Annotated in this window: 13 protein-coding genes; 9 read left to right on the top strand and 4 right to left on the bottom strand. The window is 64.9% G+C overall.

All coding sequences use genetic code 11. The features are described 5' to 3' along the window. Window positions 1-104: 104 nt before the first annotated feature. Window positions 105-1691 carry a class I adenylate-forming enzyme family protein gene (locus KDB67_RS19380; RefSeq protein WP_291019436.1) on the top strand — a complete coding sequence of 529 codons (1587 nt, stop codon included), beginning with the start codon at window positions 105-107 and terminating at the stop codon, window positions 1689-1691. Between the two features lie 535 nt (window positions 1692-2226). Here KDB67_RS19380 and KDB67_RS19375 read toward each other — a convergent pair. Continuing rightward, window positions 2227-3408: an ATP-binding protein gene (locus KDB67_RS19375; protein ID WP_291019433.1), complete on the bottom strand. Its 1182-nt coding sequence runs from the start codon at window positions 3406-3408 to the stop codon at window positions 2227-2229. A 119-nt stretch (window positions 3409-3527) separates the two neighbouring features. Here KDB67_RS19375 and KDB67_RS19370 point away from each other — a divergent pair, with 119 nt between their 5' ends. The 8 genes from KDB67_RS19370 to KDB67_RS19335 all read left to right on the top strand — a co-directional run bounded on the left by KDB67_RS19370 (window position 3528) and on the right by KDB67_RS19335 (window position 9936). After that, window positions 3528-4136, top strand: coding sequence for a TetR/AcrR family transcriptional regulator (locus KDB67_RS19370; protein ID WP_291019422.1), 609 nt, complete (start codon window positions 3528-3530; stop codon window positions 4134-4136). 176 nt (window positions 4137-4312) lie between these two features. After that, entirely contained in the window at window positions 4313-5872 is a 1560-nt protein-coding gene (locus tag KDB67_RS19365) for a VWA domain-containing protein (protein WP_291019451.1), read from the top strand. Beyond that, the gene (locus KDB67_RS19360) at window positions 5869-6660 is read left to right on the top strand and encodes a CbbQ/NirQ/NorQ/GpvN family protein (RefSeq protein ID WP_291019419.1); all 792 of its coding nucleotides are present in this window, start codon (window positions 5869-5871) and stop codon (window positions 6658-6660) included. Before KDB67_RS19365 ends, KDB67_RS19360 begins: the two co-directional genes overlap by 4 nt. A gap of 44 nt (window positions 6661-6704) precedes the next feature. Beyond that, on the top strand, window positions 6705-7397 hold the full coding sequence (locus KDB67_RS19355; protein ID WP_291019441.1) for a hypothetical protein: 693 nt from the start codon (window positions 6705-6707) through the stop codon (window positions 7395-7397). A gap of 41 nt (window positions 7398-7438) precedes the next feature. After that, entirely contained in the window at window positions 7439-7576 is a 138-nt protein-coding gene (locus tag KDB67_RS19350; protein ID WP_291019416.1) for a hypothetical protein, read from the top strand. Between the two features lie 43 nt (window positions 7577-7619). Then, a complete protein-coding gene (locus tag KDB67_RS19345) occupies window positions 7620-8309 on the top strand; it encodes a hypothetical protein (protein ID WP_291019439.1) in 690 nt (229 codons plus the stop codon). Window positions 8310-8326: 17 nt separating this feature from the next. Further along, window positions 8327-8767: a hypothetical protein gene (locus KDB67_RS19340; RefSeq protein ID WP_291019413.1), complete on the top strand. Its 441-nt coding sequence runs from the start codon at window positions 8327-8329 to the stop codon at window positions 8765-8767. Next, window positions 8764-9936, top strand: a complete 1173-nt coding sequence (locus KDB67_RS19335; protein WP_291019410.1) for a phosphotransferase — start codon at window positions 8764-8766, stop codon at window positions 9934-9936. Before KDB67_RS19340 ends, KDB67_RS19335 begins: the two co-directional genes overlap by 4 nt. 3 nt (window positions 9937-9939) lie before the next feature. Here KDB67_RS19335 and KDB67_RS19330 read toward each other — a convergent pair whose 3' ends face one another. The 3 genes from KDB67_RS19330 to KDB67_RS19320 are packed head-to-tail and all read right to left on the bottom strand — an operon-like array spanning window position 9940 to window position 13166. Next, on the bottom strand, window positions 9940-11154 hold the full coding sequence (locus KDB67_RS19330; protein ID WP_291019407.1) for an epoxide hydrolase family protein: 1215 nt from the start codon (window positions 11152-11154) through the stop codon (window positions 9940-9942). Window positions 11155-11202: 48 nt separating this feature from the next. Further along, window positions 11203-11931 (bottom strand): helix-turn-helix domain-containing protein, encoded by a 729-nt coding sequence (locus KDB67_RS19325; RefSeq protein ID WP_291019404.1) that lies wholly within the window; start codon window positions 11929-11931, stop codon window positions 11203-11205. A gap of 41 nt (window positions 11932-11972) precedes the next feature. After that, window positions 11973-13166, bottom strand: coding sequence for an acyl-CoA dehydrogenase family protein (locus KDB67_RS19320; RefSeq protein WP_291019402.1), 1194 nt, complete (start codon window positions 13164-13166; stop codon window positions 11973-11975). Window positions 13167-13466: the final 300 nt, after the last annotated feature.

Genomic DNA, 13466 nt, shown 5'->3' with positions numbered 1-13466 from the left:
TACGAGGTGCCCACCGAACTGGTCATCGTCGACACCATTCCCCGCACGCCTTCGGGCAAGGCCGATCTGCGGGCCGTCCGGGACCAGCTCGCCGGAGCGACCCGATGAGCCGACTCGTCAAGCCCGAACGACCTTTGACCGTCGACGCGCTGATCCGCGATGCGGCCGGGCGTTTCCCGGGCAAGGACGCGGTCATCGATCCGGACGAACGGCTCACCTACGAGCAACTCGACACCAGCACAAGGGAACTGGCGTCGACGCTGATCGGTGCCGGGATCGGGACCGGCACCCGCGTCGCCCTGATGGCACCCAATTCCGTTCGCTGGGTTCAGCTCTCGCTCGCAATCACCCGGATCGGCGCCGTCCTGGTACCGCTGAGCACCCTGCTCCGGGCCCGGGAACTGCACGCCCAGTTGGCCACCGCCCGCGTCGAGGTGCTGATCACGGTCGAGGAGTTCCGCGGCCACCGGTACCTGGACGAACTGGCCGAATGGGTCGGCAGCGACGTGCTGCCCACCGGCGGCGAACGTCTCCTCGAACGACGTCTACCGTCGCTACGGTCGGCGTGGACCCCTGACGAACTGTTCACCGCCTCCGGTTCCGACGTCCCCGAGAGCATCGTCGACGGACTTGCCTCGGCGGTCACACCCGCCGATCCCCTGGTCACCATCTTCACCTCCGGAAGCAGTGGAAACCCCAAGGGTGTCAACCATTCTCACGAGAGTGCACTGTTTGCCGTCCAGTCGGGCCAGGAGGCTCGTCTGGTCGGCCCCGACACCCGCCTGTATCTGCCGATGCCGTTCTTCTGGGTCGGCGGATTCGGTGCGGGCGTCCTGTCGGCGCTGTCCGCCGGTGCCACACTGGTGACCGAGGAGGTACCGACCCCCGAGTCAACACTGAATCTCATTGTCTCCGAGAAGGTCACACTGTTCCGGGGCTGGCCCGATCAGGCGGTGTCGGTGGCCGCGCTGGCCGCCGACACAGGCGCGGATCTGTCGTCGATCGCCGACGGCAGCCTGCCCGCGCTGCTCCCCCCAGAGTTGCGTCCCCGTCCGGGTGCCCGCGCCAACCTGTTCGGGATGACCGAGTCCTTCGGCCCCTACTGCGGTTTCCATGCCGACCGGGACATGCCCGAATCAGCCTGGGGCAGTTGCGGAAAGCCGTTCGACGGAGTGGAGGTCCGGATCGCCGACCCTGTCACCGGCGCACCACTGGGCCCCGGCGAGTCGGGTGAGATCCAGTTGCGCGGCAAACGCATCCTCCAGGGCATCTGCGGCCGCACCCGCGAAGACGTCTTCACCGCCGAAGGCTTCTACCCCACCGGCGACCTCGGCCAATTCGACGACGACGGTTTCCTGTTCTACAAGGGCCGCTCCGACGACATGTTCAAGGTCAGCGGCGCCACCGTCTACCCGAGCGAGGTGCAGGCCGCACTGCGCGCCCTCGACGGCGTCGACGCCGCCTTCGTCACCAGCATCCCCGGCCCCAACGGCCCCCGCGTCGGCGCGGCAGTGGTCTCCACCACCGGCACCACCCCGGAAGCCCTGCGCGCAGGCGCCCGCGAACTCCTCAGCGCCTTCAAGGTCCCGTCGGTCTGGCTGGTCGTCACCTCCGCCGACGACATCCCCCGCGGCGGCACCGGCAAGGTCCTGGCCACCGAACTCCGCGACCTCCTCATCGCCGCCGGATAGGCCGCCTTGGTTCGAGGAGGTCGCGTCAGATGGCGAAAGGTCGCCAGACCCTTCGCGACCCTCGCTCCTTCGTCGCTTCGGCCTCAGGGATCAAGAAGGTGTTTGCGTCCGCAACGCCCCTCGACCTGCAGACCGCCGGCCTGTCCGACGGCAACCCTGCTTGACATACGGCCGCCCCGGTCACCGGACTATCGATACCGAACAAGAAGACGTTTGCGCCGGGGACCCTTCTTGACTTATGACCATCCTGGTCACCGGACTGTCGATACCGAACAAGAAGACGTTTGCGCCGGGGACCCTTCTTGACATATGGCCGCTCTGGTCACCGGACTGTCGATACCGAACAAGAAGACGTTTGCGTGGGGACGCTTCTTGATCCCTGAGGAGAGGCGCGCGAGCTTGCGAGCCGACTCGTCTCGAAGGGTCCGGTGACGCGAGGCTCCCAACCCGGGCACCTCCGGAAGCGGTTCGCACCCGAATCCAAGATATTGACACTTGTCAGTGTATCTGCGGGGCAGTGACGCAGGTTACAAGTTCAAGCCCGGGCGCTGATCTCTCGCAGTGAGCGGACCAACGCCCTAAGTCCGATCACCGTACAGCCGCTCATCGGGTAGGTGTCGTCACCAGGGTAGACGACATAGCGTTCGGAGATCGCCAAGTCATCGGCCGCGCGGTGGAATCCGGCCGAAACATGCGGTGCTGTAGATCGTTTCACCTCGACAGCGATCTGTGGCCGCCCGCCACGCACGAGCACCAGGTCGAGTTCATCTCCACGTGCGGTCCGGTAGTGGTAGGGCTGCCAGCGATCGCCGACGGCGTCGATGACGCACTCGACCGCGAAACTCTCGTAGCTCGCCCCTGCTGCGGGGTGCCCGAGAAGCATGTCGAGGGAGTCTATGTCCAGGAGAGCATGGAGCAGCCCCGAGTCGCGCACGTGAACCTTCGGGGCCTTGGTGACGCGCTTTCCGACGTTCGTATGCCAGGCCGGGAGTGATCGCACCAGTGCGAGGTCGGCGAGTAAGTCGATGTACCGGGTGACAGTCGGACTGGTGACGCCCAACCCCGCGGCCAGTTTCGACGCATTCAGCTGGCCGCCCGACGAGTGGGCGAGCATCGTCCAGAGACGACGCAGTGTCTCCGCCGGGATTCGAGGGGCGAACATCGGGATATCGCGTTCCAGGTACGACCGGATCAGGTCCTGCCGCCAGCGCAGGGAGTCGTCATCTGACGCCAGTAGGGCGTCAGGAAACCCTCCCCGGACCCAACGATCGTCCATGCCGATGCCTGACGACGCTGCCTCATCGACGTTGACGCCGGACAATTCCAGAAACGAGATCCGGCCGGCCAGGCTTTCCGAAGACAGCTTCATCAGATCCAGCGATGCCGAGCCCAGCAGCAGGAACTGACCGTTGCGGAAGCCCGTCCGCCTGTTGTCGTCGATGACGCCGCGAAGGGTTTCGGTGATCGCCGGGAGTCGTTGCACTTCATCCAGCACCACCAGCCGCGGGGACTGCCCCCGCAGGTAGGCATCGGCATCGGAGAGCCGGCGCACATCGGCCGGACGCTCAAGGTCGAGGTAGGTCGCGCCTGTCGGCCAGTCGTCGGCCAGGTCCCGCGCCAGCGTCGTCTTCCCGATCTGCCGTGGTCCGAGCAGCACCACAGCCGACGTCGCAGCCAGACGCCGCCGCAGTTCCGCAGCGACTAACCGAGGGATCATGCGTGCAAATTTAACACGAGCTTTTAAATTTGCACGCCAATCCTAGCGGTTGACACTTGTCAGTGACGTCTGTCAGTATCTGCGTGTAGTGATACAGGTTACACCTCGGGGGTCATCGAATGAGCGGATTGACGGGTGCGCCCACCGGGCGCGAGGCGCAGCGCCTTGAGACGCGCAGGCGGTTGCTCGACGCCGCGACGGACGAGTACGCCCGTAAGGGGATCGCCGGGGCCGACCTCAATGCGATCGTCACCGAGGTGGGTGTCGCCCGGGGGACGTTCTATTTTCACTTTCCCACCAAGGAGCACGTGCTCGTCGACATCGAGGCGCGGCAGGAGGAGCTGATCTCCGAGGCGCTCGGCGGGTTTCTCGCGACCGGACCGCCGCTGGCCGACGCGCTGGCCAAGACCATCGATCTCGTCGCCGATATCGAGACCCGACTCGGTAAACATCTGTTCAAAGATCTGGTGGCGCTGCGTTTCTCACCGAACCGTCCGGTGACCGAGGAGTGGCGCGAGCACAAGGTGATCACCCTGGTCGTGGAGTTGATTCAGTCCGCGCAGCGCAGGGGTGAGGCCGAGATCGTCGTCGATCCGTATCACAGTGCGGTGTTCTTCCTGCTCGGCGTGTACGGGTTGCTCGCGGTCACCATCGACGCCGATCAGCTGCGGAAAGAGTCCGCCGACAGTTATCTCACCTATACGCTGCGCAGCCTACAACCCCGTTAGACCGAAACCGATTTTTCCGAAACTGATACGGAGACAATCCATGTGGCAAGAAATCGTCCGACTCGCCTTTGCCTGGGGAGTGATGGGACTGGTGATCTGGTTCTGGTACTGGATCATGAAGAACATCGGAACCTTCTGACCCGATGAGCGCACCCACGCTCGCGGAAGAGGTGACGATGCCGCCGCCTGGCACCGGCCGCACCAGCACGGCCACAACCGAATCCGATGCGATGGCCATCGAACGCAGCTGTTCGGTCACCGCGGTCGCATTCTCCGAACAACGCATTTCGGGTGTCCGGCTGATGAGCGGACCCCGACGTACGTTCGGACTCAATGCCGGTCACACGATGATGAACGTCCCCTACCCCGCGCTGGAGGCGGGCTGGACCCGTACGACCCTCACCTGTGGTGTGGCGCTGCAATGTTCCCCGTCGAAGGGCCGGCTCTACTGGTTCCGTCTGCACGAACTCACCCCACGACAGCTCGCGGCGCTCGCCGTGATCGAGGGCGGGGTTGCGGCGGGCTGGGTGGCCCGCAACTTTCCCGGCCTGATCCCCGAATTGGACCGGCTCGCACCGGGAATCGAGTATCTCGACCCGGACCTGGACGGCGAGGCGATCGTCGACCGCGCGCTGGCACTGGCCCGGACGAAAATGGACCTGTACCCGCACACGATTCTGGGCCGGATCACCGTCCGGCCACCCGAGTCCGATTCTCTGGCCGCCAAGTTCAAACGAGGCTACGGCCGGATGCCGTGGACGTCCTCGCGCACCGATGCCAAGCGGCTCATGTCGATTCCGGTCGGCGGAGACGGCGGGGTGCGCAACTCGAATCTGCCGCCACCGTCGAAACCCGAGAACGACGAGGTCCAGATCGATCCGGATCAGCGGGTGGGTGTCCCGTACCCCGAGTGGAACATGTGGAATCAGGCGTTCCTGCCCAATCATGTTGCGGTGCTCGAACGTCGGCACCAGACCCGCAACAGTCCGGTCGCCGCGGTGTCCCCCGACATCCGCAAATGGTTCGCCGAACACACCCACCGCGCCATCCGCAGCGGCCTCGACGATGGCTCCGACGTCGACGTCGACCGCTACGTGGCGCACTACCTCGACACCATCACCGGCGAAGCCGGCGAACCCCGGATCTTCCGGGAACTGCTGCCGAGTTCACGCGATGTCAGCACCGCCCTGCTGCTCGACGGCTCCTCGTCGCTGAGTTCCAACGGCGGCAAGGCCTTTCGCATCGAACTAGCCTGTGCCGACGCCCTGTCGCGGGCGATGACCCTGGCGAAGGAGCGGCACGGGATCTTCGTGTTCTCCGGCAACACCCGGCACCGGGTGGAGGTCAACTGCCTCAAGGACTTCGACGACCGACACTTCGTCGACCCGAGCGCGCAGGGCCTGCGGGCCGGCGGCTACACCCGGCTCGGCGCGCCGATCCGGCACCTCACCAAACGCCTGCTCGACCAGCCGTCCGAGCGTCGGCTGCTGATCATCATCGGCGACGGTCTCATCTCCGACGAGGGCTACGAGGGCCGGTACGCGTGGGCCGACGTCGCGCACGCCGTCGAAGAGGCCGAGGAGGCCGCGATCTCCGTCTTCTACATCGGCGTCGGACCGGTGCGCGTCGACCCGCTGCCGGAAGTGTTCGGCGAGAAGAAGTCCCGCCGCATCGGCCACGTCGACGACCTACCCGAAATCCTGGCTCATATCCACCGAGAGTTGGTCTCCGAATGACAAGCAACGACCTGTATTTCTCCAACGGCACCGAGGTGCAGCTGTTCGAATGGGCCTACGCCCAGCACATGCCGGTGATGCTGACCGGCCCCACCGGCTGCGGCAAGACCCGCTTCGTCGAACACATGGGGCATCTGCTGGGCCGGGAGGTGATCACCATCAGCTGCCACGACGACCTCACCAGCGCCGACCTCGTCGGCCGGTTCATGGTCACCGGCGGCGACGTGGTGTGGGTCGACGGCCCGCTCACCAAAGCGGTCAAGACCGGAGCGATCTGCTACCTCGACGAGGTGGTGGAGGCCCGGCACGATTCGCTGGCGATCCTGCATTCGCTCACCGACCACCGGCGCACCCTGTTCCTGGACCGGGCGGGTGAAACCCTGCACGCCCCGGACGGTTTCATGCTGGTCTGCTCCTACAACCCCGCCTACCGCAGTTCGCTCAAGGACCTCAAACCGTCGTTCCGGCAGCGGTTCGTCACCGTACCGATGACCTATCTGCCGCCTGATCGGGAGATCGAGGTACTGGTGGCCGAATCCGGTGTCGGCGCCGACGTGGCACGCCGACTGGTCAACTGCGCGTTGAGTATCCGCCACGCCGACGATGCCTTCCACTTCGAACCGCCGTCCACGCGGACCCTGGTGGCCGCCGCCCGCTTCATCGCCGCCGGCGCCGACGAACTCACCGCCGCCCAGGCGTGCATCCTCGCCCCGCTCAGCAGTGACGGCGCGATCCACGAGGGGCTCTACGAGATCGCCACCGCCCACCTCTCGGGAGCCCCCGCATGAGTTTTCAGATCTCGGGAAAGAAGAACGACCCGCAGGCGCCGGTGATGAAGAGTCCGCGGAAGACCGGGCTCACCTACGACGAGCATGAAGAGGAAAGCCGTAAGGCGCAACGCAAGTCGGATCTGTGGATGATCGCGGGCACCGCGTTCATGGGCACCTATCTGCTGGGTCTGATCGGGCTACCGCTGTTCCTGTACGGGATGTACCTCTCGCGTAAGGCCCAGCAGGAGGGACTGACCGTCCGGCCGCTGCTGGTCACGCTCATCGGCTACCTGGTGATCCTCGACGGATTCCTCAATACCGTCGGCTGGGCGCTCGACTTCATCGCCAACCATTCGCTGCTCAACCGGGTGTTCTTCACCGCCTGGGGCAACTACGCCGACAACGGCGCCTACTTCTGGCAGTACAACGAGCTGTACGTCGGCGGTGCGTCGGCACCCGGCGAAAAGGGCTGGGAGGCAGTCGGAATCTTCGTCGTGTTCCCGATGCGGGTGGCCGCCGCCATCGCCTTCCTGCAGATGAAACGCTGGGGACACCAGTGGCTGACCGTCACCTGCTGGTTCGGGGTGGTGCTGTGGATCGGCTACATCTCCAACATGACCATGTACGCCGACCTGCGTTTCGACGGCACGATCCTGCCCGTGCTCGGCTGGTGGGCCTACGACATCATGTTCATCACACCGTTCCTGGCACTGCCGTTCCTGCACACGGTCAACCGTGAGATCTTCTCCGATTGACCTGCCCGCCAACGCCTTTCCGATACCCCTAGGAGTTCCCCGTGAACGCTCCCCTCAACAAGCAGGACCGCGACCGCAAGCGGGCGCTGATCGTCCTTCAACTCACCATCTACGGATTCCTGCTGTCGATGTTCATCCTGCAATTGGTCTGGTCGTTCCAGCGCGGCTGGTGGAACTGACGCCATGGCATTCACAGACAAGACCGGCGGCTCCGGCCGCGTCATGACCAATCCCACATCCGGTGGCCTGTCCTACGACCAGCACGAAGAAGACAGCAAGATCGCTCAGCGCCAAGCCGACAAGTGGCTCATCACCGGCACCGCCTTCATGGGCACGCTGGTGTTCGGTTTCATCGGTCTGCCGATCTTCCTGCGCGGGCTGTACCTGCAGCGCAAGGCCACCCAGGACGGCATGTCGGTGCGGCCGATCATGGTCACCCTCATCGGCTACCTGGTGATCCTCGACGCGTTCATCAACAGCATCGGCTGGGGTCTGGATCTGATGGCCAACCACTCGCTCCTCAATCGGGTGTTCTTCACCGCCTGGGGAAACTACGCCGACAACGGCTACTTCTGGGAATACAACTCACTGTTCATCGGCGGCACGTCGGCGCCCGGTGAGAAGGGCTGGGAGATCGCCTGCATCTTCGTGGTGTTCCCGATGCGCATCGCCGCCGGCATCGCGTTCCTGCAGATGAAACGCTGGGGTCATCAGTGGCTGATCGTCACCTGCTGGATGGGGGTGGTGATCTGGGTCGGCTATGTGGTGAACATGACCATGTACGCCGATATCCGTTTTGACGGAACGATTCTCCCGGTCGTCGGCTGGTGGGCGTTCGACATCTTCTATATAACGCCGTTCCTGGCCATCCCCTACCTCCACACGGTCAACCGCGAAATCTTCGCCGACTGAACTCACAAGGACCAACCATGAGCAAGAACACCACCGCGGCCGATTCCGAGGTCGACCAGGAACTCCCCCCGGGCACCACACCCGCATTCGCCCGGATGCACAAATGGCTCAAACGTTTCATCATCGTCTGTCTGTTCGGCCTCGTCATCGAGGGTGCGTTCACCGTCCCGGTGCTCGCCGTCTGGTACGGCGCGCCGACGCTGTCTCTCACCGAGATCTGTGACGAATTCATGAAGGTGCGCTGGAACGACGAGAAGGCCGAATGCAAGTATCCGCACCCGATCGACGGCCCGCCGTTCGGCGGTCCGGGTGAGGGCACCGGGCGCACCACCGCCAAAACCGAATGGGGTGTGCAACCCAAATCGAACCTCGACCGGATCGGGTTCCGGGAACTGGTGCGTAACAAGGAGGAACGTGAAGCCCGAGAGAAGGCCAAAGCACAGGCGGGCGCGAAGTGACACCGGCTCTTCTGATCACCGCACAGAGCATCGGGCTGGTCACCACCGAGGCTTTCCGCGCCCTCGCTGACCGGGCGATCGGGTTCGGAGCGAAAGTCCCGCTGAACGAGAAGGAAGTGTCGGCGTCCTGGCTCGCCGACGCTCTCGGCGTACCCCGCACCGCCATCGAATCGGTCACCGTCGTCGATGCGCATTCCGGAACCGCCAATCGTGCCCGTCTGGCGGTCAAGTCGGATACCCACCTGCCCGATTCGCTGTTCCTCAAACTGCCGCCGCGCAACTACCTGCAGCACGTGCTGATGAACGTCTTCCGGCTCGGTACCAAGGAGGTCCTCGCCTACGGGGCCTTCGGCGACGATCCGCCGGTGCGCACCCCCCGCTGCTATCTCGCTGTGGAGGACACCCTGCGCCGACGCAATGTCCTTCTGTTGGAGGATCTTTCAGCCACAGCAGAGTTCCGTACCGTCGTCGACGCCGTCACCGTCGCCGAGGCCGAGGCGGTGGTCGACGCACTCGCCGGGCTGCACGCACGGTTCTGGAATACCGACCGCTTCGACGGTGATCTATGGGAGCTCGCCCAGCGTTCACCCGCGGAGATCCGGCTCGGCGATCTGATCCGGCGTAAGTTCATCGGCACCATCACCGGGCACACCGCCGGCATCATTCCCGATGACCAGAAGCGCGACTGCCGGATCTTCTTCGAACGCAGCGCCGATATCGACGCGTTCTGGGCGTCGCAGCCGCGCACTTTGATTCACGGTGACACCCATCTGGGCAATCTGTTCTTCGAGGAGGGCAGGCCCGGATTCCTCGACTGGCAGGTCGCGATGGCCTGGCCCGGTATCCGCGACATCGCCTACTTCGTCACCGCATCCCTCGAGGCGGACGAGGCCCGCCGCATCGAGCGGGAACTGGTGCGGCGCTATGTGACCCGGCTCGGCGACCACGGCGTCGACACCGACGGCGACCACATGTGGACGCTGTACCGGGCGGCGATCACCGAACCGTGGCTGGCGTTCGTGTGCACCGCCGAGGCCGGCGAGCGGATGCAGTCGTTCGAGATCTCCAGGGTCGGCGTCGAACGTGCCGTCGCCGCTGTCGAGGCGCACGACAGTTTCACCGTCCTGCGCTCGCTGATCGACGCCCCCTCGAGCATCCCCGCCGGCTGACGATCAGAGCTGCGCGAGGAACCCGACGATGTCGTCGGCAAGCAGCGCGGGCTCCTCGAGCGCGGCGAAATGACCGCCGCGGGGCATGATCGTGAATCGTTCGACGGCGAAGAACCGTTCGGCGAGCTCACGTGGTGCCATCGCCAGATCGGCGGGGAACAGGGCGAATGCCGTTGGAATCTCGACGCGGGCGGGCGCCCAATCGGCCCCGCCATCGGACCAGTCGCCGGCAGCATCCGCGGTCTCGGCGGCAGTGCCCTCCCACGAGCCTGCGCCGGACTCGTCGGCTCCCCAATCCGATTCGTCGGTACCCCAGTCTGATTCGTCGGCTCCCCAGCCGGCGGCCGGTTCGGAGTACAGGCGCATCGACGACCGCACCGTACCGGTCAGGTACTGCACGGCGGCATTGGCGATGACATGGTCGTCGGCGATCGGGGTGTCGCTCCACGCGTCGTACAGGCTGCCGAGCCACGCCGCGAGCCCGAACGGGGTGTCGGCGAGCACCGATGCGATCAGGTTCGGCTGCATCGTGTTCGCGGTGAGGTAGAGGGCGCCGGCACCGAACTTTTCGATCGCCGTCAGGTACAGCGCCTCGGCGGGCGAGCAGTCGGTCACGTCGATGGTGTAGGCGAGATCGAACGGCACGTCCGTAAGATGTAGCGCCACAACACTGTCCGGATGACTCTGGGCGATGCTCTGGGCGACGGCACTGCCCCAGTCGCCGGCGTGGACGGCGAACCGTGAGTAGCCCACTTCGCCCATCAGGGTGTGGAAGTCTTCGGCTGCCAGGTCCCGCGACATCTCACCCTCGGGTTCGGTGCTGTACCAGAAACCCGGAATCGCCGGTGCCACCACATCGTGGCCGGCGTCGAGCAGCAGCGGGATGAGGTCGAGGAAGCGCAGCGGCGAATCGGGCCAGCCGTGGATCAGCAGAATCGGCGCCCCGGTGCTCTTGTCGGCACGGGCGACGATGGCGGCCAGCGTGCGGCCGTCGGCGAGCGTGGTCTCGTGATACCCGAGTGCTTCGACGCGGTCTTCGATTGCCCGCCAGTCGAATCCGTCACGCCAACGGTTGAGCAGACTGCGCTGGCGGTCCTGGGCGGGGCCGGGTGCGGCGGCGGCCGTGGGGACCAACCGCGGCAACCGCACACCGGCGATCCGGTCACTGACGGTGTCGAGAACGTCCTGGGGTACGCGGGGAAGCGGCGAGGTGGTCATCGTTGTGTCCTTTCATCGGGTAACACCAGAATCGCCCCCGCACCACCGTCACGGATTGGAAGAATCGGCCACATCTCTGCTGTCGAACGGGGACGCGCCGTCGCCGCGCAAGATGCGTCCGGGGGTGTCGCCGGCGAACAGCCGGAAGTCGCGGGTCATGTGCGACTGGTCGGTGTATCCGGCCTGCGTCGCGGCCTCCGCCGCCGACAGCCCGGCGTGCAGGAGCCGGTAGGCAGTGCGGGCCCGCCGGATCTGCTCGACGTTCTTGCGGCCGATCCCGGCCGTCTCCGTCACTATCCTCCGCACCGTCCGTTCGGCACCGGGAACGGACCTGCCGTCCAGAGCGCGTTCGACGAGTGGTTCGGCGACGAGCGCACCCTGCGACGCAAGGGAGTCGACGAGGCGTTCGAGGCCGTCGAGGTCCGGGACCGGGTAGCGGGTACCCCCGAGCAGGAACCAGTCGCCGTCGGTCTCCAGTTCACGGAACTCGTCGACGGGTTTGACGTCGATCCCCCGCAGGAACACGTGCGGTGCCAATTCGACACCCCAGTGCACCTGTCCGGCAGGTAGTTCCAGCGTCCGAGGGCGGGTAGCAGGACCGACCAGGGTAGCCGTCGGGGTGTCATCTCCGAGCAGCCCGAACGACAGTCCCCAGAACTCGGTCGCGGCGTCGGTGTAGGAACCATCGGTGTCGATCGACGCCCACCACACGATGGTCGCCAGCGGCGAACGCGCTGGCCGATAGCCGTATCCGGGCGGCACATCCGAGCGGTTCACGGGTCCCACCGTACCCGCGAACCGAACCCCTAGGGCGTGTCCTAGATCCGGTACTCCTGCAGCAGCCGCTTGGAGATGATCTGCTTCTGGATCTCGCTGGTACCCTCACCGATCAGCAGGAACGGGGCATCGCGCATGAGGCGTTCGATCTCGTACTCCTTGGAGTAGCCATAACCACCGTGGATGCGGAAACTCTGCTGGGTGACCTCGGCACACAATTCGCTGGCCATGTACTTGGACATTCCGGCGGCCACATCGTTGCGTTCGCCGGAATCCTTGAGCCGGGCGGCGTTGACCATCATCAGGTGTGCCATCTCGACCTTCGTCGCCATCTCGGCGAGCTGAAACGCGATGGCCTGATGCTGCGCGATCGGTTTGCCGAAGGTGCTGCGCTGCTGCGCGTACCGGATGGCGAGCTCGAACGCCCGCTGCCCCACGCCACACGCCCGCGCCGACACATTGACCCGGCCCACTTCCACACCGTCCATCATGTGGAAGAAGCCCTGGCCCGGTTCGCCGCCGAGGATTGTGTCCGCGGGGGCTGTGAAACCGTCGAACACCATCTCGGTGGTGTCGATGCCCTTGTAGCCGAGTTTGTCGATCTTCCCGGGAATCGTCAGACCCGGTGCCACCTCGCCGAATCCGGGGGTTTTCTCGATCAGGAAGGTGGTCAGGCCGCGGTGTTTCTTGGTCAGGTCGTCGTCGGTGCGGACCAGGACCGCCACCAGCGACGAACTGCCACCGTTGGTGAGCCACATCTTCTGGCCGTCGATGCGGTAATTGCCGTCGGCATCGGGACGCGCCTTGGTGCGGATCGCCGCGACATCGGATCCTAGTTCGGGTTCGGACATCGAGAACGCACCGCGCAGTTCACCTGTCGCCATCCGCGGGAGATAGTTCTGCTTCTGCTCATCGGTGCCGTGCTGGCGGATCATGTAGGCGACGATGAAATGGGTGTTGATCACCCCGGATACGCTCATCCAGCCGCGCGCGAGTTCTTCGACGCACAGGGCGTAGGTGAGCAGCGACTCACCGATCCCGCCGTATTCCTCGGGGATCATCAGCCCGAACAGACCCATCTCGGCCATCTGCTCGACGATCTCCGTCGGATAGGTGTCGGTCTTCTCCAGTTGCGAGGCAACCGGAATGATCTCCTTGTCGACGAATCGCCGGACGTTGCTGACGATTTCCTGCTGAACATCGGTCAACCCGACAGTCTGTGCAAGCGTTGCCATTACAGCTCCTGTTGTTGTGTATTCGCGGTCGAGAACTCATCTTGGCCCCCGGCGTCAAGGCTTCGGTCTTCCGTTGAGAGCCTGGCGTCACCGGACCCTTCGAGACCCTCGCTCCTTCGTCGCTTCGGCCTCAGGGATCAAGAAGGTGGACCATCTTCTTGAAGCACCGTGAGGATCCAACCACCGAACCCCCAGGAACCAAAAGCAGAACACCACCTTGAAGCACCATGAAGATCCAACCACCGAACCCCCAGGAACCAAAAGCAGAACACCACCTTGAAGCACCATGAAGATCCAACC

Source organism: Gordonia sp. (in: high G+C Gram-positive bacteria), assembly GCF_020438995.1.
Taxonomy (GTDB): domain Bacteria; phylum Actinomycetota; class Actinomycetes; order Mycobacteriales; family Mycobacteriaceae; genus Gordonia.
The sequence above is the reverse complement of the archived record's forward strand: the minus strand, read 5'-3'. Positions and strand labels throughout refer to the sequence as shown.

Bases quoted from the DNA above. Each gene is read 5' to 3' on its own strand.
- KDB67_RS19380 (WP_291019436.1), top strand. From the start codon at position 105: ATGAGCCGACTCGTCAAGCCCGAACGACCTTTGACCGTCGACGCGCTG.
- KDB67_RS19375 (WP_291019433.1), bottom strand. From the start codon at position 3,408: ATGATCCCTCGGTTAGTCGCTGCGGAACTGCGGCGGCGTCTGGCTGCG.
- KDB67_RS19370 (WP_291019422.1), top strand. From the start codon at position 3,528: ATGAGCGGATTGACGGGTGCGCCCACCGGGCGCGAGGCGCAGCGCCTT.
- KDB67_RS19365 (WP_291019451.1), top strand. From the start codon at position 4,313: ATGCCGCCGCCTGGCACCGGCCGCACCAGCACGGCCACAACCGAATCC.
- KDB67_RS19360 (WP_291019419.1), top strand. From the start codon at position 5,869: ATGACAAGCAACGACCTGTATTTCTCCAACGGCACCGAGGTGCAGCTG.
- KDB67_RS19355 (WP_291019441.1), top strand. From the start codon at position 6,705: ATGAAGAGTCCGCGGAAGACCGGGCTCACCTACGACGAGCATGAAGAG.
- KDB67_RS19345 (WP_291019439.1), top strand. From the start codon at position 7,620: ATGACCAATCCCACATCCGGTGGCCTGTCCTACGACCAGCACGAAGAA.
- KDB67_RS19340 (WP_291019413.1), top strand. From the start codon at position 8,327: ATGAGCAAGAACACCACCGCGGCCGATTCCGAGGTCGACCAGGAACTC.
- KDB67_RS19330 (WP_291019407.1), bottom strand. From the start codon at position 11,154: ATGACCACCTCGCCGCTTCCCCGCGTACCCCAGGACGTTCTCGACACC.
- KDB67_RS19320 (WP_291019402.1), bottom strand. From the start codon at position 13,166: ATGGCAACGCTTGCACAGACTGTCGGGTTGACCGATGTTCAGCAGGAA.